General features: G+C 67.6%; 19 protein-coding genes and 1 pseudogene. 11 read left to right on the forward strand and 9 right to left on the reverse strand.

From position 1 onward, the window contains the following. Positions 1-17: 17 nt before the first annotated feature. Complete coding sequence (locus tag B7G54_RS07605; protein ID WP_085038842.1) at positions 18-674, reverse strand: LuxR C-terminal-related transcriptional regulator; 657 nt, start codon at positions 672-674, stop codon at positions 18-20. A gap of 404 nt (positions 675-1,078) precedes the next feature. On the opposite strand from B7G54_RS07605, the gene B7G54_RS07615 reads away from it, so the two are divergent. Continuing rightward, positions 1,079-1,573, forward strand: a complete 495-nt coding sequence (locus tag B7G54_RS07615) for a hypothetical protein (RefSeq protein ID WP_059485433.1) — start codon at positions 1,079-1,081, stop codon at positions 1,571-1,573. 27 nt (positions 1,574-1,600) lie between these two features. Here the strand turns inward: B7G54_RS07615 and B7G54_RS07620 are convergent, their stop codons facing one another. The 7 genes from B7G54_RS07620 to B7G54_RS07650 form a co-directional block, all read right to left on the reverse strand. Further along, complete coding sequence (locus tag B7G54_RS07620) at positions 1,601-2,107, reverse strand: hypothetical protein (protein ID WP_085038538.1); 507 nt, start codon at positions 2,105-2,107, stop codon at positions 1,601-1,603. 132 nt (positions 2,108-2,239) lie between these two features. After that, positions 2,240-3,661, reverse strand: coding sequence for a sigma-54 dependent transcriptional regulator (locus B7G54_RS07625; protein WP_106408950.1), 1,422 nt, complete (start codon positions 3,659-3,661; stop codon positions 2,240-2,242). A gap of 111 nt (positions 3,662-3,772) precedes the next feature. Next, complete coding sequence (locus B7G54_RS07630; protein ID WP_085038540.1) at positions 3,773-4,357, reverse strand: hypothetical protein; 585 nt, start codon at positions 4,355-4,357, stop codon at positions 3,773-3,775. Positions 4,358-4,512: 155 nt separating this feature from the next. Next, positions 4,513-6,141 carry a chemotaxis protein CheA gene (locus B7G54_RS07635; RefSeq protein WP_085038541.1) on the reverse strand — a complete coding sequence of 543 codons (1,629 nt, stop codon included), beginning with the start codon at positions 6,139-6,141 and terminating at the stop codon, positions 4,513-4,515. A gap of 44 nt (positions 6,142-6,185) precedes the next feature. Continuing rightward, positions 6,186-6,467: a hypothetical protein gene (locus B7G54_RS07640; protein WP_011354481.1), complete on the reverse strand. Its 282-nt coding sequence runs from the start codon at positions 6,465-6,467 to the stop codon at positions 6,186-6,188. Between the two features lie 76 nt (positions 6,468-6,543). Next, on the reverse strand, positions 6,544-7,134 hold the full coding sequence (locus B7G54_RS40105; protein ID WP_085038542.1) for a hypothetical protein: 591 nt from the start codon (positions 7,132-7,134) through the stop codon (positions 6,544-6,546). Between the two features lie 111 nt (positions 7,135-7,245). Further along, complete coding sequence (locus tag B7G54_RS07650) at positions 7,246-7,569, reverse strand: hypothetical protein (RefSeq protein ID WP_085038543.1); 324 nt, start codon at positions 7,567-7,569, stop codon at positions 7,246-7,248. 1,882 nt (positions 7,570-9,451) lie between these two features. Between B7G54_RS07650 and B7G54_RS07670 the strand changes: the two genes are divergently transcribed. The 4 genes and pseudogenes from B7G54_RS07670 to B7G54_RS39600 all read left to right on the forward strand — a co-directional run bounded on the left by B7G54_RS07670 (position 9,452) and on the right by B7G54_RS39600 (position 11,853). Next, a complete protein-coding gene (locus tag B7G54_RS07670) occupies positions 9,452-9,676 on the forward strand; it encodes a hypothetical protein (protein WP_244289284.1) in 225 nt (74 codons plus the stop codon). After that, positions 9,669-10,658 carry a UDP-glucuronic acid decarboxylase family protein gene (locus B7G54_RS07675; RefSeq protein ID WP_085038546.1) on the forward strand — a complete coding sequence of 330 codons (990 nt, stop codon included), beginning with the start codon at positions 9,669-9,671 and terminating at the stop codon, positions 10,656-10,658. Before B7G54_RS07670 ends, B7G54_RS07675 begins: the two co-directional genes overlap by 8 nt. 35 nt (positions 10,659-10,693) lie before the next feature. Then, positions 10,694-10,936 (forward strand): annotated as a pseudogene (locus tag B7G54_RS07680) (2-dehydropantoate 2-reductase N-terminal domain-containing protein); the annotation flags it as partial. Positions 10,937-11,346: 410 nt separating this feature from the next. Next, positions 11,347-11,853 carry a glycoside hydrolase family 26 protein gene (locus B7G54_RS39600; protein WP_244289311.1) on the forward strand — a complete coding sequence of 169 codons (507 nt, stop codon included), beginning with the start codon at positions 11,347-11,349 and terminating at the stop codon, positions 11,851-11,853. A 45-nt stretch (positions 11,854-11,898) separates the two neighbouring features. Here B7G54_RS39600 and B7G54_RS07690 read toward each other — a convergent pair whose 3' ends face one another. Further along, positions 11,899-12,822 (reverse strand): AraC family transcriptional regulator, encoded by a 924-nt coding sequence (locus B7G54_RS07690; RefSeq protein ID WP_085038547.1) that lies wholly within the window; start codon positions 12,820-12,822, stop codon positions 11,899-11,901. Between the two features lie 181 nt (positions 12,823-13,003). On the opposite strand from B7G54_RS07690, the gene B7G54_RS07695 reads away from it, so the two are divergent. The 6 genes from B7G54_RS07695 (at position 13,004) to B7G54_RS07720 (ending at position 19,545) form a co-directional block, all read left to right on the forward strand. Then, positions 13,004-13,465: a (2Fe-2S)-binding protein gene (locus B7G54_RS07695; RefSeq protein ID WP_021162969.1), complete on the forward strand. Its 462-nt coding sequence runs from the start codon at positions 13,004-13,006 to the stop codon at positions 13,463-13,465. Between the two features lie 2 nt (positions 13,466-13,467). After that, on the forward strand, positions 13,468-15,678 hold the full coding sequence (locus B7G54_RS07700; RefSeq protein WP_085038548.1) for a xanthine dehydrogenase family protein molybdopterin-binding subunit: 2,211 nt from the start codon (positions 13,468-13,470) through the stop codon (positions 15,676-15,678). Positions 15,679-16,126: 448 nt separating this feature from the next. Then, complete coding sequence (locus B7G54_RS07705; RefSeq protein ID WP_085038549.1) at positions 16,127-16,525, forward strand: winged helix-turn-helix domain-containing protein; 399 nt, start codon at positions 16,127-16,129, stop codon at positions 16,523-16,525. 396 nt (positions 16,526-16,921) lie between these two features. After that, a complete protein-coding gene (sctQ, locus tag B7G54_RS07710; protein ID WP_085038550.1) occupies positions 16,922-18,076 on the forward strand; it encodes a type III secretion system cytoplasmic ring protein SctQ in 1,155 nt (384 codons plus the stop codon). Positions 18,077-18,079: 3 nt separating this feature from the next. Continuing rightward, positions 18,080-18,754, forward strand: coding sequence for a type III secretion system export apparatus subunit SctR (gene sctR / locus B7G54_RS07715; protein WP_039360892.1), 675 nt, complete (start codon positions 18,080-18,082; stop codon positions 18,752-18,754). Next, entirely contained in the window at positions 18,751-19,545 is a 795-nt protein-coding gene (locus tag B7G54_RS07720) for a lytic transglycosylase domain-containing protein (protein ID WP_085038551.1), read from the forward strand. The genes sctR and B7G54_RS07720 overlap by 4 nt, the downstream gene beginning before the upstream one ends. The last annotated feature ends 6 nt before the right edge of the window (positions 19,546-19,551 follow it).

The following is a 19,551-nucleotide window of genomic DNA, read 5'->3' on the forward strand; positions in this document are numbered from 1 at the left end:
GCTGCGCCGCCGGGCCGTCACGCGGCGGGGCCGGTGCCGAGCCCCAGCCCCGCCGCCCGCTGGATCAGCTCGACGTCGTTGCTCGCGCCGAGCTTCTTCATCGCACTGATCTTCTGCGCGCTGACCGTCTGCTTGCCCTTGCTCAGGCGTTGCGCGATCGTCTTGATCGGCACGCCCGACAGATACAGGCGAATGACCTCGATCTCGCGCGCGGACAGCTTCACGGGCGCCTCGCCGCGCTCGTCGAATGCATCGACCGCGCGCCTGACGAGCGGCGACAAGTAGTGCCCGCCGCTGTAGCTCGAATGAATGGCCGTGACGACATGGCCGACCTCGTCGGACTTGCTGACGATGCTCACGCCGCCGATCGCGAGAATCGACCCGAAGATCAGCGGATTCTCGTTCGCGACCAGTGCGACGATCCCGACGTTCGGACGCGTGCGCCGCAGCCAGTCGAACAGCGCCAGGCTGTCCATCTGCTCGTCTCCGCGGATCGCATAGTCGACCAGCACGACATCGCAGTCGACGCCGCCGAGCGACGCGACCAGTTCGGCCACACTCCGGTAGACCGCGACGATCTCGATCGCACAGCCGCTGCCTGCGACCTGCTCGATGCCGGCCAGCGTCAACGGCCAGTCGTACGCGAAAACGACGCGAACATTGAATTTCCTCATGCGCAGTTCCAGGGGGTTCATCGGCCGCGCGACGCGGGACGCGCACGGCCGGTTTGGCGTTGAAAGGACGTACAGGCTATTTTTAGCCTGAACGTCGATTCTATGAAACCACGCACGGACGGGATATCGGACGGCATCGGGATCGGCCGTCGGGGACGTAATACGAGTTTGATATTTGCGCCGGTTCGAGCGCCCGGCGCACGGCGTCCGGCCTCTGCGGACATCGGCCGGATGGCCAGCGTTGCGGGCGGCGCGGGCCACGCGGCCGGCCAGCAGGTAAAATTGCACCCTTTGCATGCCGCGCCGGGCCGCCGGCGGCGAGCGACGCGCCGATGCCGGCCGCGCGCCACCGCCCTGTTGCCGGCTGCCCGAGCGCCCGCTGGCCCGTACTCCCCGCTTTCCTCATGACCGAATCCGACCTGCAATCCGACGACACCTCCATCCACGAAGACGGCCTCTGGCGCGACAACGGCTGGACGGCCCGCATCATCAAGAACGAAGACGACGACGGCTGGGCCGTCGAGATGATCAAGGACGGCGAGTCCGAGCCCGCGCTCGTCGGGCCGTGGACCATGGGCCGCGACAAGAAGAATCCGAAGCCGATGGACGCGAACGCGTTCCGCACGCTCGTGAAGACCGCGACCGAGGTGCTGATGCGCCACGAGCAGCAGCGGCGCGCGATGCTGCACAAGGAAGTGACGGTCCAGGGCGAGGACGGCCAGGATGTGTCGGTGACGCTCGACATCGTGCCGGACGAGTTCGAGCCGTACGCGCAGCTCAAGGCATTCGATCCGTATGGCGAGCTGCTGGCCGAAGCGAAGGTGTCGGCCGGGTTCAAGCTCAACAAGGCCAGCGCCGAGCGCTGGGTCGCATCGGGCTTCGAGCGGCCGGCCGCCTGATCGCGCGCGGCGCGCCGGGCCGCGCGCTCAGGCGCCGGCGCCCTGCTGCGCGCGCCGCAGCCGGCGCGCCGCCAGCTTGCGCCGCACGAGCTGCTCGAACTGCTGCGTGGCGACCGCCTGATCGCGCGCGGCCAGCCCGAGCGCGTTGCGCACAAGCTGGATCGGCGTCAGCACGAGGCCCCACGGCAGCCCCCACCAGCCGAACGCGGCCGATGCCAGCAGCGCGAGCGCCTGCTTCCTGCGGCCGCAACGCCGGCAGCACACGTGGCGCCGCGTCGCCCAGCGCGTGACGAACAGCAGCGACACGACGCGATGCGACGCATGGACATCGACCGGCTGGTCGTCGCGACGGCAGATCGGGCACGGCCCGTAACGCCAGTCGTGCACGTACTCCCACACCTTCGCGTCGGGCACCCGTTCTGCCTCGACGACGATCGGATGCGCCCGGGCGCACGCCGGACGGCAATAGCGTCGGCCGTCGATCGACCGCCCGCCGACCAGGAACGTCCTGCCGCAGTGACTGCACTCTGCCACGATAACCTCGGATAAGCGTGATGCGCCACGTGCCGGCCGCGCGCGCATGGCTGCGCGGGCGGTCCGGACGGGCCGTTTCCTGTCTTAACGGCCGATGTCGCGCGGTCTTGAGCGGCTGAGGGCCGCCGCGCGTCAGCCGTGCAGCCCGTGTGCGGTCATCAGCCGATACAGCGTCGCGCGCGAGATGCCAAGGTCGGCCGCCACGTCCGCATGCTGGTGGCGGTGGCGCATCAGCGTTTCCTCGATGGCGCGCCGCTCGGCCTGCCGGCGCGCTTCCGCGAGCGTCGGCGGCTGCCGCGACGTGTACGCGTGCAGTTCGAGATCGGCGGCCGAAATCATCGGGCCGTTCGTCATTACGACCGCGAACCGGATCCGGTTGATCAGCTCGCGCACATTGCCGGGCCACGGATAGTTGTGGATCGCTTCGATCGCGCACGGCATGAAGCCGCGAATCCGGTGCGAACTGTCGCCGCGATAGCGTCGCAGCACGTAGTCGGCGAGCAGCATGATGTCGCGGCCGCGCACGCGCAGCGGCGGCTCGTCGATGCGCAGCACGCACAGGCGGTAGTACAGGTCGGCACGGAACCGCCCCGCCTGCATCGCGGCCTCGAGATCGACGTGGGTCGCCGACACGATCCGCACGTCCACCGGAATCGACGCGTGCCCGCCGAGCCGCTCGATCGTGCCTTCCTGCAGGAAGCGCAGCAGGCTCGCCTGGCTCTCGAACGGCATGTCGCCGATTTCATCGAGAAACAGCGTGCCGCCGTGCGCGGCTTCGATCCGGCCGATCTTGCGCTGGTGCGCGCCCGTGAACGCGCCGCGCTCGTGGCCGAACAGTTCGGCCTGCAGCAGCGTCGACGGAATGGCCGCGCAGTTCACGGCGACGAATGGCGCCTCGGCACGCAACGACTGCTGGTGGATCGCCGCGGCCGTCAGCTCCTTGCCGGTGCCGGATTCGCCGGCGATGAATACGGTGGCGTCGGTGTTCGCGACCTTGCGGATCGTCGCGAACAGCCGGCGCATCGCGTCGCACGAGCCGATCATCGTGTCGCCGGCGGGCGCGGCCTCTGCGTCCGGGCTGCCGTCCGCGAGCGTCAACATCCCGTATGCATGGCCGACCAGGTAGCCGATGGTCGTGTACGCGGTCGCATTGCGCACGTAGTCGAAGCAGCAGCGGCGAATCAGGCGCGCGATGGCGAGATCCCGCAGCCGCTCATTGTCGGCGAGCGCGACCCAGCCGACGCGCGGATCGCGCAGCAGCGTCTCGAACGAGGTGACGTCGGGCGACGCGAAGCTGCCGAAATCGACGATGCCCGCATGCGGACGGTTCGCCCTGACGAGATTCAGTGCGTCCGCAACGGTTTTCGCGCGCCACACGTCCCAGCCGTGCGACGCGAGACAGTCAACGAGCGCGGCGTCGTGCTGCTGCGACAGGTAGACGAGCGGCCGCGACGGTGCGACATGTTTGCGCCGGACGGCGACGAACGGGGCCGTACCCGCATCGCGTTCGAGATCCTGCGGGCCCGACACCCTGATCTGACAGCAATAGTTCACGATGGCCTCGTCGTGTAGGTTGGTTGTCGAAACGGCCGTTGCCGGATCGCGTAGCGCGGGGCATCGTGGTCCCGCGGCACGGCGTCGGGCCGTCCTCGGATGGATGTTTCGTTATCGGCAGAAAACGACCCGCTGGGTGTAGATCTGCGGCTCGACGACCGGCTTCGCGGAACGGTTGAGGTCGTCGCGATAGGCCCGGTAGGTCTTGCCGTTTACCGTCACCTCCGTCGAACGGGCCGTCTCGATCGAGTCGAGCCCGTTGCGCTGCCACCCGCTCACCCGATCCGCCGCCGTCACGCTCGACTCGCCGGCGATCTTCTGCGTGATCGTGCTGCCGTCGCTCCATGGCTGCGTCTGCATGTCCTCGGCATGCTGCATCGCGCCGATCGTCTTGCCGGTCGGCGCCGGCCCGTTCTGCGCTTCGAACGGCGCACCACGGCCGTACACCGGCGATTGCCACGACGGCGCGTGCCCCTCCTCCGGCATCATGTAGATCATCTGCGGATCGCCGATCATCATCATCGGCGCGCATGCCGTGTTGTCGGCGCGACCGAGCGTCGTCAGCGCCTGTGCGACGCTCACGGCATTCGCTGCGGTCTGCTCGCCCAGGATCACGAAGACCGCCGGGTTCTGAAATACCGCTTGCGCGGCGGCTTGTGCGCTGTACAACAACAGAGCGACCCAAAAGATCCTCATGGTTGAGGCCTCCTTGCATCCTCGTCAGGCAAAAAGAGGTGTTGACCTCGGGGATGGGACCAACACCCGTCAAACAGGAAACGACGTCGGGCATCGGGTTCGAACGACGCCCGTGCGGCCTGCGTTCCGGCCGCACGGGCGTCCGACCCGTGTGCTTACGACGACGTGCTCGTCGAGATGACAGCCGGAGCCGGCATGACCGGTACAGCCGGCGCAGCCTGCTGGTCGACCGGCGCCAGCGGCAATCCTTGCGCCGGATCGGACAACGCCGGCATGCCGGCGGGCTGCACGGCGGCTTCTTCCGGCACCTTCGCGTCGGCTGCCGGCATGTCGGCAGACGCCGCGGCGACGGCAGGCTGCGCCGCTTCCGGCGCGGGCGCTTGCGCGGCTTCCGACGCCGGCTCGGCGGCCTTCGCATCGGCTGCCTGGGCGGGCATCGCGACCTCGGCTGCGGGCGCCGCGACGACGGCAGCCGCCGGCGTCGTGTCCGCAGCCGGCGCGGCAGCGGCTTGCGCTGCGTTGTCGGTCGCGGCCGGGATCGGCTCCGGCGCCTTGTCGGCGACGGGCTGCACGGGCTCGGCGGCCTTGTCGGCGACTGCCGGTGCAGGTTCCGGTGCCTTGTCGGCGACGGGCTGCACGGGCTCGACGGCCTTCGTGTCGGCGACCGGCGCGGCAGGCACCGGCGATGCCTTGTCCGCAACTGCCGGTGCGGCGATCACGGCGGCGGCCGGTACGGCTGCGATCGCGGCCGCCGGTACGACCGAGGCCGCGGGTGCGGCGGCGACAGCGGGCGCGGCAGCCACCGCGGGCGCCGCGGCAGCAACGGCCGGTACGGCCATCGCCGGTGCGGCGGCAGCAACTGCGGGCGTTGCCACTGCCGGTGCTGCCGCCACGGCCGGCGCTGCAACGGCAGGTGCCGCGGCAATCGGCGCGATCGACGGCACGGGCACCGGTACCGGCACCGACACGGGTGCCGCCTGCACCGAGGTCGTCGCCACCGGGCGGGGCTGCGCCGGTGCCGGCGCGGCAGCGCCCAGCGGCGGCAAGCCCATGCGGTCGCGCACGATCGGATCGTGATACTTCAAGTCGTCGGCGACCGTCGCTTCCACGCTCGGCGCCACGTTCGAACGTGCGAGCGGCGCGGTCGTGCCCGGGCACAGATGCCCGGTCGCTTCCACCGCACGCCGGTTCGCGTCGCTCTGGCAGAGCAGCGCGAGCGCCACGTCGGTCAGGCCCATCGCACGGAATTCACGCGCATCGAGACGGCGGACGCAGGCCTGGTCGACCAGCGTCGTACCGCCCGTCGCACCGAACCCCGGGAACGACACGCCGACGCTCACCGATCCCATGCAGGTATCGGACAGCGTGGTCGTGAGGCCCGGCGCCTGGATCGACGGGTTCGTCTTGATCGTCTGCGTTCCGGAGTAATTGACGTTTTCCGATGTCTGGGTGTTGTACGGGTTGGTGCCGGGCGCGCCGGACGACTGCAGCGAACTCACGCTCTGCGGCGTGACGCTCGAGCCGCCACTCGTGCCGGACGGCATCGTCACGTTCACGTTCACGCTCGAATTGCCGCTACCGCGAACCCCGCTGGAGCTGGTGGCGTTACCGCCGCGCGAGCTCGTGGTGTTCGTGTTCATGCTCGAGCCGCCGCCCTGGCTGATCGCCGTCGACGACGTCGACGACTGCGCGCTCGAAGTCGAATCGGCGGTTTGCGCTTGGGCGCCGATCGTGGTCATCGCGAACATCGCTGCGCATGCCACCTTGATCCTGTTGCTGTTCATTTCACTCTCCGGACGAGGTTTGACCTCCCACCCAGGCAACCGTACTAATTCCCCTGATTCCCTTCAGCTTTGCCTGCTTCCCCGAACTGTTTCCAGCCGTTGCCCAGCTGGGACCATGAGCCGGCCGACATGCCCTGCCACTGCTGGGCGTCTGGTCCGCCGATGGCACTGCCCGAAGAAAGCGTTTGTTGTTCTGACGGTTTGGTTGTCTGGTCAGGGTTGTTTGACGTCTGCAAATTCGATTGCACGTCGTTGGCAATACGGTCAGCGCCATACGCCGTCAGAGACGCGAGCATCAGAGCGGCGGCAATCAGTTTCTGCTTCATGCCAACTCCTTACGTGACAACAATGTGGGGAAAAGAGACCAGCGTCGACTGGGAAACTGGTCCCCCCCACACCTGACTAATGACTGCTTCCGGTCGCACTTGCACTGCCCTGGCTTCCGCCCGATGCGGACGGTGAGCCAGCCGGACCGGTACTCCAAACGGTCGACGAGTTGTAGTGATTCGAACCCGTGATCGCGCCTGACCCACCACTGCCGGTCAGCCCAGCGGCACCGGCGTTGGCAACGCCCTGGTCGTTCGCGCTCGATGCCGTGTAATGGTTTGCGCCGAGTACGATCGTGGCGCTCACCCCTCCCGACAACGCATTCGCGTTCTCGTTCGTGCTGCTGTTTCCACCGTACGAGCCTGCGGCACCGATACCGCCGCCTGCCGCGAACGCGCCCCCGTTCGTGCCGGAACCGCTGGCCGTCGAGGTCGAGTTGTGGAAAGCGGATGCCGTGCCGGAGGAACCAGCGGGTGTCACCGTACTGCCCGCGCTCGCGCCCGCCGTCGAAGTCGAATTGCTGGTATAGCTGCCGGAGCCGACCAGGACCGAACCGGAAACACCCGCCGCAACGGATTGCGTCTGGTTGGTCGTGGAGGAACCCGCTGCCAATGCAGCCGACGATAAGACGGTGAGCGCTGTCGCGAAAATGACTTTGGCTTTCATAGCAATTCCTTGCCGTGAGTAAGTTCGGCGGTGGCGGAGCCGGGTCTACCCCCATCGAGCGGAACCCGGCATCCGTACCGCCAGCCAATGACGAACGCTACGCGTCGCGGCTTAGTGGTGAATCGTCCAGCCGATCGAGCCGGCATTCGCGCCGCTGTTGCCGCCGGCTTGCGCGCCGCCGAAGCCGAAGCCGCTAACCGACGACGATTGGGTGTGGTTCGTGTACGAGACCGAGCCGCTGCCCGGGCCGCCGGCAAGTGCGCCGGCTGCACCGAGTGCCGATCCGGAATCGGTCGCGGTGAAATGGCCGAAGCCGGCAACCCCTGCCATCGTCTGGCCGCCGCTCGACGAGCTGCTGCTCGATACCGTGCCGCTACCAGCGAACGCTGCACCCGAAACCGCCAGAACTGCTGCTGCAATCAGAAGCTTCTTCATGGTCGACTCCAAAACGGCGTGGACGAAGTGAGTCAGGAAGATCGCACGCCATCAACCTTCCTGACTTGAGCAATCCTCAAAAAATTAAGGATCACTATCAAATTAATAAAATTGCGTTGACTTTTCGATTCAGGTTTTTTGTGATTTTGGCCAGACGAAGCTTAGCTTCGCGGCTTTTAGTTATCCAAATTTTTTTGATAGGTGTTTTCTATTATTTTTATGAACATTGTTTTTACAACGAAAACACCATTACCTGATAAACCGGAACGATGCGCACATATTTCCGGCACGCGATATTCGACACCTCGCCGGACGGCATGCCCGCACGCGGCACCCCGTTCCGGAATCGAAAATTCGCGAATACATTAACCACCGAAAAATGCAGCGCCGTTGAAAATACGCCCTTTACCCGGGCGACAACGGGCCTGCATTGCAGCCAGGTGGCATGGCTTCTCCCTGAGCTATCGACGAAACGTCTTCCGGATAATCCGGCCGACGGGTGTTCGATCTAATCCGGCCGGCGCTGGCATGGGCCAGGCGCGATCGAAGCGACCCTGCACGGCCGAAGACGAATCGGCATCACGCTGTCCGGCACGAACAGCCTGATCCATCCGGGTGAACTGAATGAAAGCGAGTACCGCTGTCGCCCGACCGCCGTGTGGCGCGACAACCGCGACAACCGCGCCAGCACGCGAAGCGCGCGGCGGGCAAGAAACCGGGACTGATCAACCCGCGAAGCTGGCACAGCGTCGCGAGCGTCACCCCGGCCTTTCCGACTACCCCACTGATGCGCAAAGTACGCGCCGATCAAGCTACCACTTATGGTCTTCATCGCCGTTTCCCCGACTGCTTATTGACGAGTTGCCGCCCCACCTCTTTGTTACTTCGTGTCGACCGCCCGCCGGTGCGTCCAGTACCGCAAGCAGCGTGCCACGCGATATTCCACCGCATATTGCGCACGGCAAATGGCCGCCACGACGGCACGCAGCGCCAGGAACGACATTTTTTGTTTCAGGAATGTATCGCAATAACGGTTTGGCACCCTCGGCGATCGTTGAGCGACGGGAAGCAATCGCCGGATTAGACGGACGAATCCGGCTCGCGGGCCTGCGCCGGACGGCCCTGTGAACGAGTGTTTCAAACTTGAGAAGCGCACGGCCGCACAGGGCCCGCGGCGCGGGCGTTTCCGCCTGCAAACCGTGGGGCGAGGCGTGCGTGCCCCCCTCCCGGGCCATCACAAACGAGAATCGATACACCCGATACCAGGCGCCGGGAGCCCGGCACGGCCGCCTCCGGCAAGCCGTCGACACGCGTTTCCCCTGATGATCGAAACGGATTTGATTCATCCGTGAAAATACCGACAGGATCACAAACCGCTCGAGCGTCGAAATGGGCCGTAAAAAAGAAAACTTGCATGCCGGCGTAATATTTAAAACAAATGAAAACTCTCCCCCCGGTATCCCGGGCATCATTTTTTTCACTTTCATTCGCCCCACCTTTCATGCACCAAATCGCCCGATGTGCTGCACATTCGAGAATCGTTTTTAATCCTTTATCGGCGCGTTTCTCATTGATGAAACATTTCAATTCAACACCTGTTTGACGAAGCCATTCCCGCAAAAGCCTGATTTATCACGCGTTTCGTCGTATCGAAGTGCATCGATCCGGCAATTGGCCTGCCGGCTTTCCTGTCCCCACGATTCACGCATGAAACAGAAGCACGCATATCGCACGGCAATCGCGCCGCCGAGCCCGTGCGCATCGTGACGGCATCGTCCATGGCATGCCGATTGCCTGATCTCCGGCTCTCACCGAGCGGCACGCCAAGGCACAAGATTACGGTGGCGGCCTGCTCGTCTATCAGCGCATCGGGGAAAAGGCGATGAAGATCACCACCGATCGATCGACGCTTGCGTCGTTCAAGCTTCAACGGGGTAGTCAGCGAAACCGTAGCGCCTGTCGCGGCGCTTCGTCGACATCAGCGCACGCGAACCGGCGCTTGCCGAAACGACACCCATGCATCGGGATGGAGCGCGTGCGCGCCGCCGTCGAGCAAATCGACGTGTGGTTCGTTGAGCTGATCGACGAAGGAGAAAGCCATGAATGACCGGGTCGCGCTCGAGATGCGCGCCGGTCAGCGCGTGCTCGTGACGGGCGGCGCCGGCTTTCTCGGCAGCTACGTATGCGAGCGCCTGGTCATGGAAGGCGCGTCCGTCACGTGCATCGACAGCCTGCTGACGGGGCGCAAGCTCAACGTCGCCGACCTGAAAGCGACCGGCCGCTTCGAGTTCGTGAAGGGCGACGTATCGCTCGGCCTGCCGCAACTGCAGGTGGACGAAATCTGGAACCTCGCGTGCGCGGCGTCGCCGCCCACCTATCAGATCGACCCCGTCCATACGATGATGACCAACGTGCTCGGCATGCACCACTGCCTTGCGCTCGCGCGCAAGACGGGCGCGCGCGTGTTCCAGGCGTCGACCAGCGAGATCTATGGCGACCCGGGCGTGCACCCGCAGACGGAAACCTATCGCGGCAACGTGAACACGATCGGCCCGCGCGCGTGCTACGACGAAGGCAAGCGCGCAGCCGAGGCGCTGTGTTACGACTACTACCGCACGCACGGCATCGACGTGCGCGTCGCGCGCATCTTCAACACCTACGGCCCGCGGATGTCGCCGCGCGACGGCCGCGTCGTGTCGAACTTCATCGTCGGCGCGCTCAACGGCGTGCCGCTCGAGATCTACGGCGACGGCAAGCAGACGCGCTCGTTCTGCTTCGCCAGCGACCTGATCGACGGCTTCTTCTGCCTGATGAGCGCCGAGCGCAACGTCGGCACGCCGGTCAACATCGGCAACCCCGGCGAATTCACGATGATCGCGCTCGCGGAGAAAGTGCTCGTGATGACGGGCTCGAAATCGGAGATCGTGTTCCGGCCGCTGCCGATCGACGATCCGCACCAGCGCCGGCCCGACATCTCGATCGCGTCGGCCGAGCTCGGCTGGCGGTCGCGTTTCACCGCGATCGAACCGATGGTCGAACACGCCGCGGCATGGTTTCGGAAAGCACTGCAATTCGAATCCGGCAAGTGAGCCAGCTTCCTTGAACGCCACGCAGGGGAATCACCATGAATGTACGGATCGCCATCGTCGGCACGGGCTACGTCGGGCTGGTGAGCGGCGCGTGCCTTGCGGATCTCGGGCATGACGTCGTCTGCATCGACAACAATCACGGCAAGATCGACGCGCTGAACGAAGGCCGCATGCCGATCTACGAACCGGGCCTCGACGCCGTCGTCGCACGCAACGTCGAACGCGGCACGCTGCGCTTCAGCAGCGACCTCGCGGCGAGCGATCGCGCTCGCGATGCTGCTGACGGGCATCGGGCTGCGCGCGCCGAAGGGCTGGCAGGCGATGATGTGGCGCTCGGGTTTGCCGGCCGTGGCCGCGCCCGCACCGGGCGAACCGGTGAAGCAGCCCGAACTCGGCGCATACGATCCCGACAGGACGCTCGCGGCCAGCCGGGATCTCGCGTTCGACCATGTGTTCGTGTCGTGGAACGCGCCGGACCTCCGCGCGGAAATCGACGATGCGTACCGGAGCGCGCAGGCACGCAACCGCTCGCTGATGCTCACCGTCGAGTCGTGGGCGGCCGGCGGCACGCGGCAACGCGCACTGCTCGACGATATCGCACACGGGCGCTACGACGCGCGGATCGCAGCCACCTGCTCGGCGTTCGCCGCGTTGAAGGGCCCCGTGTTCGTGCGCTTGGGGCCACGAGATGGAGGCCGACACCGGGCGCTATCCGTGGGCCATCGGCGATGCATCGGCCTACGTGGAGGCATACCGGCGGGTCGTGAACGCGTGCCGCACGATGACCGGCCAGATCCGCTTCGTGTGGTCGCCGGCCGGCAACCGGAACCTCGACGACTATTTCCCGGGCCGCGCCTATGTGGACGACATCGGCCTCTCCGTGTTCGACTGCCCGCGCTGCGCGACCTGGCCGGCCGGCGGCCGCGCCTCCGCCGCGAGCATCCTGCGGACCAAGTACGCGCGCGTGGCCGACTACGGGCTGCCGGTGATGGTCACGGAGCTCGGCGTCGACGGGTCGAATGCGCGCAAGCGCGAGTCGCTCGACGAATTCCAGCGGTCGCTGTGGCGCTATCCGCTGCTGAAGGCCGTGGTGTATTTCAACGCGGTCGACACGCCCGGCGCGTGGCCGGCGCACTATGTGCCGGACTGGCGCATCGCGCCGGCGTTCCTGCAGGCGACGGTGGTCGCCAGGTGAAATGACCGGTGACCGGCGGCGCGGCGGCGCGGCGGCCACCTGCCGTCAGCCGAGCAGTTCCTTCTTCCGCAACTGCACGACGTCGCGCATCGGCGGCGCGCCGAACAGCCGGCTGTATTCGCGGCTGAACTGCGACGCGCTTTCGTAGCCGACGACGGCGGCCACCGACCCGACATCGCCGCCCTGCCGCAGCAACAGCCGCCGCGCCTCGTGCAGCCGCAACTGCTTCTGGTACTGCAGCGGGCTCAGCGTCGTCACGTGCTTGAAATGATGGTGCAGCGACGACACGCTCATGTTGACCGCCTGCGCGAGCGACTCGACGCGCATCGGCTCCGCGAAGTGATCGCGGATCCATTCGATCGCGCGCGCGATCCGGTGCGTCTGGCTGCCCGCGATCGCCATGTGCCGCAGCCGCGTGCCCTGCCCGCTCGTCATCAGCCGGTACAGCAGCTCCTTTTCGATCAGCGGCGCGACGACCGCAATGTCGGCCGGCGTATCGAGCAGCCGCAACAGCCGCAGCGCGGCATCGAGCAGCGGCGGCGTCAGCTCGGCGAGCGCGATCCCCTCGCCTTCGGGGCCCGCGTCGGGTTCGGGCAGCCGCATCTCGGCCGCGAGCTCGACGATGCGCTGCGGATCGAGCGTCAGCGACAGGCACAGGTACGGCGCGTCCGGCGACGCGCGTGTCACGCGCGACAGGATCGGCAAGTCGATCGATGTAATCAGGCAATTCTGCGTATCGTACTCGTACGCCTGGCCGGCCACGATCACGCGCTTCGAGCCCTGCGCGGCGATCACGAGTGCGGCCCGCGACACGCCGCAGCCGAGATCGACCGGCCGCGTGTGCCGGTGCAGCATCAAACCCGGCACGGCGGTCGAATGCGAGCCGTCCGCGGGCGCGAAACGGCCGATCAGCGTCGCCAGCTCGCGCCGCCCGGATTCGCGCGACGCGACGATATCGGTCATGTCCATGACGCTTCCTCGATAGATTTCCCCATGTCGCGGGAGCATAGCGAAACCACCCGCAGCCTGCCGGGGATTTGCAGGATTGTTCAATAAATTTGCAGGATTGGGTAGACGCAAAAACCGGCCGCTCGCGCACACTGCCCGCTGACCGGGCGCATGCCGGGTTTTCCCCACGGAGACAATCAAAATGCCTACCTCGTTTGTCCTGAACGGCAAGAACGTCACGCTCGACGCCGATCCGTCGATGCCCGTCCTCTGGGCGATTCGCGAACACGCGGGACTGACCGGCACGAAGTTCGGCTGCGGCATGGCGCAGTGCGGCGCGTGCACCGTGCATCTCGAAGGCCAGGCCGTCCGCTCGTGCGTGCTGCCGCTCGCCGGCATCGCGGGCAAGCACATCACGACGATCGAAGGCCTGCAAAGCAAGCCCGCGCAGGCCGTGCAGGCCGCCTGGGTCAAGCTGCAGGTGCCGCAGTGCGGCTACTGCCAGTCCGGCCAGATCATGTCGGCCACCGCGCTGCTCGAACAGAACCCGAAGCCGACCGACGCGGACATCGACGCCGCGATGAACGGCAACCTGTGCCGCTGTGCGACCTACGCCCGCATCCGGGCGGCGATCCACGACGCGGCCGCGACGCTGGGAGCCTGACCATGACGATCGAACTCGACAACACCGGTGCGGTGCGCCCGTCGCGCCGCACGTTCCTGAAGGCCGCGGGCGCCGCTGCCGCCGTCAGCCTGACCATCGGCTTCGAATGGGCCGGCCTCGGACGCCGCGCGCTTGCGGCGACCGCGCCCGCCGCCGGTTTCGCGCCGAACGCGTTCCTGCGCATCACGCCCGACGGCGCCGTCACGGTCATCGCGAAGCACGTCGAAATGGGCCAGGGCGCATACACGGGTATCGCGACGATCGTCGCCGAGGAGCTCGACGCCGACTGGTCGCACGTGCGCGTCGAAAGCGCGCCGGCCGATGCGAAACGCTACGCGAACCTCGCGTTCGGCACGATGCAGGGTACGGGCGGCAGCTCGGCCATGTCGAACTCGTGGCAGCAACTGCGCGAAGCGGGCGGCAAGGCCCGCGCGATGCTGGTCTCGGCCGCGGCGGCCCGCTGGAAGGTGCCGGCCGGCGAGCTGACGACGGCCAATGGCGTCGTCACGCACGCGAAGAGCGGCAAGACGGCCGCGTACGGCACGCTCGTCGCCGATGCGTCGAAGCTGCCGGTGCCGGACCAGGTCACACTGAAGCAGCCGGCCGATTTCAAGCTGATCGGGCACCAGATTCCGCGCGTCGACGCGTCGGCGAAATCCAACGGCACCGCGCATTTCACGCTCGACACCACCTTCCCCGGCATGCGCGTCGCGCTGCTGCAGCGCCCGCCGCGCTTCGGCGCGAAGGTGAAGTCGTTCGACGCGACGGCCGCCAAGGCCGTGCCGGGCGTCGTGTCGGTCGTACAGGTGCCGGGTGGCGTCGCGGTCGTCGGAACCGGCTTCTGGGCCGCGAAACAGGGCCGCGACGCGCTGAAGGTCGAATGGGACGAAACGAACGCCGAAAAGCGCGGCTCGGACGAGATCATGCGCGAATACCGGCAGCTCGCCGACAAGCCGGGCACGTCGGCACGCAAGGATGGCGATGCCGATGCGGCGATCGCGGGCGCCGCGCGCAAGATCAGCGCGACGTACGAATTCCCGTATCTCGCGCACGCACCGATGGAGCCGCTCGACGCGGTCGTCAAGCTGACGGCGAACAGCTGCGAAATCTGGGCCGGCGACCAGTTCCAGACGGTCGACCAGGCCAACGCGGCCAGGACGGCGGGCCTGAAGCCCGAGCAGGTGCAGATCCATACGTTGTACGCAGGCGGCAGCTTCGGCCGGCGCGCGAACGCGTGGTCGGACTACGTGGTCGAGGCCGTGTCGATCGCGAAAGCGCTCGGCGCGGACCGCAAGCCCGTCAAGCTGCAGTGGACGCGCGAGGACGACATCCAGGGCGGCTTCTACCGGCCGATGTACTTCCACAAGCTCGACGCGGGGCTAACGGCAGACGGCAAGCTGGTCGGCTGGCGCCACCGGATCGTCGGCCAGTCGATCCTCGCCGGCACGCCGTTCGAGGCGTTCATGGTGAAGAACGGCGTCGACGCGACCTCGGTCGAGGGCGCGGCGAACCTGCCGTACGCGGTGCCGAACGTGTCGGTCGAGCTCACCACCACCAAGGTGGGCCTGCCCGTGCTGTGGTGGCGCGTGGTCGGCAGCTCGCACACGGCCTACGCGGTCGAGGCGTTCATCGACGAAGCCGCGCACACGGCAGGCAAGGATCCGTACGCGTTCCGCCGCGACCTGCTCGCGAAGGAGCCGCGCATGCGCGCGGTGCTGGAGCTGGCCGCGCAGAAGGCCGGCTGGGATCCGGCCAAGCCGCTGCCGAAGGGCCGCGGGCGCGGGATCGCGGTCGCCGAGGCGTTCAAGAGCTATGTCGCGCAGGTCGCCGAGGTGTCGGTCGACGCGGACGGCAAGGTGAAGGTCGAGCGCGTGGTGTGCGCGGTCGATTGCGGGATCGCGATCAATCCCGACATCGTCGCCGCGCAGATGGAGGGCGGCATCGGCTTCGGGCTCGGCGCGGCGATGCACAGCGCGATCACGCTGAAGGACGGCCAGGTCGAGCAGCGCAACTTCGACGGCTACCACGTGCTGCGCATCGCGGAGATGCCGAAGGTCGAGGTGCATATCGTGCCGTCGGCCGAAGCCCCGACCGGGGTTGGCGAGCCGGGCGTCGCACCCATCGGGCCGGCGGTGGCGAACGCGATCTTCGCGGCGACGGGCAAGCGGCATTACGTGCTGCCGTTCGATTCGGCGGATAGCGCGAAGGCTTGATGGCGGGCCGGAACGCCGGCTTCGGGGCGGAGACGTCTCGCGGCCGGCGTTTTTTTCGGACGTAACCGACGCAGGGTTCAATGTCGGCAAAATCGCCCGTAACGCATCGATCCGTCTAGAGAACCCATCGATCCCGTGGCGTTCGACGTCGGGTTCGCCGTCCGGCCGCCACGCCGTTCCGCCGCCCACGATTCCCGCCTCCCCCACGCGTTACGCCCGACGTAACGCCCGTAACGTCGCCCGCCGATGCTACGTAACAATCCTTCACGGTTGCCCTGTCCCCTTTTCTACCCGCCCCGCGCCTCCCGTTAAAAATTCTTTTAGATTCAAGGCTGCCGCGCCGCCTGCGCCGTGCGATCCCCCGCCGATACCTGACGATTCTCTCCCTGGCCCGGAAGTTGCGTCACAGGATCCGCAAACACTCCTTTACGGACATGCGAGGGCCACCATGGATTGCAAATACCTGTACATCGACAACATAAAAATCAACTTCGTGCGCCGCACGATCGAAATCGACGACAAGATCATCGATGTCACGCCGCGTGAATTCGACGTCGTCGAATTCCTGCTCGACAACATGAACAAGGTCGTGCCGCGGCAGGCAATCCAGGAAGCCGTGTGGGGCCGTGAACTCGGCGTGTCGTCGCGCACGCTCGACACCCATATCTCGCGTATCCGCTCGAAGCTGCAGCTCGATCACGACAAGAACCTGCGGATCATCCCGATCTACGCGGTCGGCTATCGCCTCGTGCTGTTCGGTGCGGCGATGACGCACGTCGAGCGCCACGAAGCGGCGCCAATCCTGCGCGTGGCACCGCAGGCCGTGATGGCCGCCGACTACGCCTGACGATTCACCCGCGCGCCGCCTGCTCGCGGCGCGCCAGCCACGCTCCCCCCACCGCGCTGCGCCGATCCGCAGCGCCTCGCGGCCTGCCAGCCGGGCGCGGCCTGCACGCCGCCCGGCCCGCCAGCCAGTCGCGACCCGACCGCCGCCTCCGGGCGGCGGTCGCTTTTGTCCGCCCGCCGTCGCGGGCCGTACCGTCGCATATCGTCGCCTGCCCGCGTCGTCACGCTTCGTAGCACCGCGCTTCGGCGCGCGTCCCGCGATGCGCGCGACTACGGATTCCGGCGCGGCACGCGGCCATGGCCGTCCCTACAATCGACGCAGCAGCCGCGCGCCCCTGAGCGCCACCGGCCCCAGAACAACCCGTCGAACCAACGCCGAATCCGCCCCGATCCCGCCGTGCCTGCGCTGTTCCTGACGAATGCCGACGCCGGCGATGCCGCGAACCGGGCGATGCCCGCCGCTGCCGTGCCGCTCGCCGCGTGGCCGGCCGCGGTCGCGCTCGACGCGTCGCCCTACCTGCCGCGCCTGTCCGCTGCCGCCGCGCGCGGGCTGTCGCACGCATACGGCACGACCGGCGCCGTTCCGGTCACGCTCGGCGAGCACGCGTACGACGTGCGCTGGCGCGTCGATGCCGAGCCGGCTGCCGATGCGCACGCGTACCGCTTCGTCGTCGGCCCGGCCGCCGGCACGCTGTGGATCGATCCGGTCGCGGAAGCGGCATGGCTGGGCGACGCGGCCGATCCGGCCGTGCCGGCCGTGATCCGCGCGGCGCTGCTCGCCGATCTGTGCGCGCCGCTCGCGGCCGTGCTGCAGGCCGCGACGCGTCAGCGCGTGGAACTGCTGCCGCCGCCCGACAGCGTGCCCGCCTGGCGCGCGTCGCCGGCCGCGCTGCGCTTCGAGCTGCGGCGCGCCGACGCCGCATGGCGCTGCCATGGCGCGTTGCTGTTCGACGCGCCGGATGCGCTCGCCGTGTTCTTCGCTGCCGCGCCGGCCGCACCCGCCGACGCGCGGGCGGCCTACGCAAACCTGCCCGTGCCGCTCGTGTTCGAGATCGGCCGTACCGAGCTGACGACGGCCGAGCTGGCCGACGTCGTCGGCGGCGACATCATCGCAATCGAGCGCTGGCAAGCCCACGAGCAGAACCTGCTGTGCGTCGCGCGGCTGCCGGCCGCGCCGGCGTGGGAGATTACCGGTCGGCCGTCGGGCAACCGGCTGACCGTCGAACGAATCAGGGAGATGCCTTTGGAACCGACCCGCACCGACATCGCGTCCGCGACGACGCACGACGCGCCGCCTGCCGATGCACCGCGCCCGCTCGACGGCCTCGCGGTCGACCTGCGCTTCGAGCTGCCGCCCACGTCGATGCCGCTCGGCGAGCTGAGCGCGTTGCAGCCCGGCGCCGTGATCGAACTGGAGCAAGGGATCAACCAGAGCGTGATCCATCTCGTCGCGAACGGGATGCTGATCGGCACCGGGCACCTGATCGCGGTCGGCCAGAAGCTCGGCGTGCGGGTCGTCACGCTGACACAACCCGCGCCGCGCGAGCGCTGAACGATGGGCAACCTGCCGAATCCGGTCGCGCTGATCGCGGTGATCGCCGCGCTCGGCATCGCGCCGTTCGCGGCGCTGATGGTCACGAGCTACACGAAGCTCGTGGTCGTGCTCGGCCTGTTGCGCTCCGCGCTCGGGATCCAGCAGGTGCCGCCGAACCTCGTGCTGAACGGCATCGCGCTGATCCTGTCGCTGTTCATCATGGCGCCCGTCGGAATGTCGATCCGCGACGCGCTGCAGGCGCGCCACTTCGATGCGTCGGGGCAGTTGTCGACCGCCGACGTCGGCGCGCTCGCCGACGCCGCGCTGCCGCCGATCAAGGATTTCCTCGTGTCGCACACGCGGCAGCGCGATCGCGAATTCTTCGTGCGCACCGCGACCTCGGTGTGGCCGAAGAACCGCGCGGACGGCATCAAGGACGACGACCTGCTGGTGCTGGTGCCGAGCTTCACGCTCGCCGAGCTGACGAAGGCGTTCCAGATCGGCTTCGTGATCTATATCGTGTTCATCGTCGTCGACCTGCTGGTCGCGAACATCCTGCTCGCGCTCGGCATGCAGATGATCTCGCCCACCACGATCTCGGTGCCGTTCAAGCTGTTGCTGTTCGTCGCGCTCGACGGCTGGTCGCTGCTCGTGCACGGGCTCGTGATGTCGTACCGGGTCGCGGGCGCGGGATGAGCGCGCACCGCCTGCGAACCGCCGCCGCATGCCTGTGCGCGCTGGCCACGCTCGCGTTCTCGTGCCTGCCGCTGCGCAGTGCGCAAGCGGCGGCCGGCAGCGGTACGGGCTTCGCGCCGCTTGCGCGCGCATGCGCGCCGAACGTCGATCCCGACACGCTTGCCGCGCTCGTGCGCACCGAGTCGGGCTTCAATCCGTATGCGATCGGCGTGGTCGGCGGCCATCTGGCGCGCCAGCCCGCGTCGCTCGACGAAGCACGCGCGACCGCGCGCGACCTCGCGTCGCGCGGCTTCAGCTACAGCGTCGGCCTCGCGCAGGTAAACGAGCGCAATTTCGCGAAATACGGTCTCGACGAAGCGACGATGTTCGAGCCGTGCCGCAACCTGCGGGCCGGCGGCGCGATCCTGACCGAATGCTTCGCGCGCTCGTCGGGCACCGGTCGCGCCACGCAGGCCGCATTGCGCGCGGCGCTGTCGTGCTACTACAGCGGCAACTTCACGACCGGCTTCTCGAGCGGCTACGTGAGCCGCGTCGTCGCCAGTGCACAACTCAACGCGCGCGAAGGCGGCGTCGCACCGATTCCCGTCGCGAGCGACACGCCGCCGCCCGAGCACCGCCGCCGCCGCACGGACGCGGCCGCCACCACGCCGCCCGAACGCGCGCGCCGGCTGCCCTCGTCCGCCGCGTCCGCCGATCCGCCGTCGTGCCATGCACGCCCGGTCGTGATGATGTGCCGCGGGCTGCCGGCAAGCCAGGCGAAACAGCTGTGCGTGCGCTGTCTCGACCCGTAGCGGCGC

The organism is Burkholderia puraquae, from assembly GCF_002099195.1.
Taxonomy (GTDB): Bacteria; Pseudomonadota; Gammaproteobacteria; order Burkholderiales; family Burkholderiaceae; genus Burkholderia; species Burkholderia puraquae.

Coding starts and splice junctions, on each gene's coding strand:
- B7G54_RS07700 (WP_085038548.1), top strand. CDS start 13,468: ATGACGATCGAACTCGACAACACCGGTGCGGTGCGCCCGTCGCGCCGC.
- sctR (WP_039360892.1), top strand. CDS start 18,080: ATGGGCAACCTGCCGAATCCGGTCGCGCTGATCGCGGTGATCGCCGCG.
- B7G54_RS07615 (WP_059485433.1), top strand. CDS start 1,079: ATGACCGAATCCGACCTGCAATCCGACGACACCTCCATCCACGAAGAC.
- B7G54_RS07670 (WP_244289284.1), top strand. CDS start 9,452: ATGAAGATCACCACCGATCGATCGACGCTTGCGTCGTTCAAGCTTCAA.
- B7G54_RS39600 (WP_244289311.1), top strand. CDS start 11,347: ATGGAGGCCGACACCGGGCGCTATCCGTGGGCCATCGGCGATGCATCG.
- B7G54_RS07650 (WP_085038543.1), bottom strand. CDS start 7,569: ATGAAGAAGCTTCTGATTGCAGCAGCAGTTCTGGCGGTTTCGGGTGCA.
- B7G54_RS07720 (WP_085038551.1), top strand. CDS start 18,751: ATGAGCGCGCACCGCCTGCGAACCGCCGCCGCATGCCTGTGCGCGCTG.
- B7G54_RS07690 (WP_085038547.1), bottom strand. CDS start 12,822: ATGGACATGACCGATATCGTCGCGTCGCGCGAATCCGGGCGGCGCGAG.
- B7G54_RS07630 (WP_085038540.1), bottom strand. CDS start 4,357: ATGAGGATCTTTTGGGTCGCTCTGTTGTTGTACAGCGCACAAGCCGCC.
- B7G54_RS07640 (WP_011354481.1), bottom strand. CDS start 6,467: ATGAAGCAGAAACTGATTGCCGCCGCTCTGATGCTCGCGTCTCTGACG.
- B7G54_RS07675 (WP_085038546.1), top strand. CDS start 9,669: ATGAATGACCGGGTCGCGCTCGAGATGCGCGCCGGTCAGCGCGTGCTC.
- B7G54_RS07635 (WP_085038541.1), bottom strand. CDS start 6,141: ATGAACAGCAACAGGATCAAGGTGGCATGCGCAGCGATGTTCGCGATG.
- B7G54_RS07605 (WP_085038842.1), bottom strand. CDS start 674: ATGAGGAAATTCAATGTTCGCGTCGTTTTCGCGTACGACTGGCCGTTG.
- B7G54_RS07705 (WP_085038549.1), top strand. CDS start 16,127: ATGGATTGCAAATACCTGTACATCGACAACATAAAAATCAACTTCGTG.
- B7G54_RS07695 (WP_021162969.1), top strand. CDS start 13,004: ATGCCTACCTCGTTTGTCCTGAACGGCAAGAACGTCACGCTCGACGCC.
- B7G54_RS40105 (WP_085038542.1), bottom strand. CDS start 7,134: ATGAAAGCCAAAGTCATTTTCGCGACAGCGCTCACCGTCTTATCGTCG.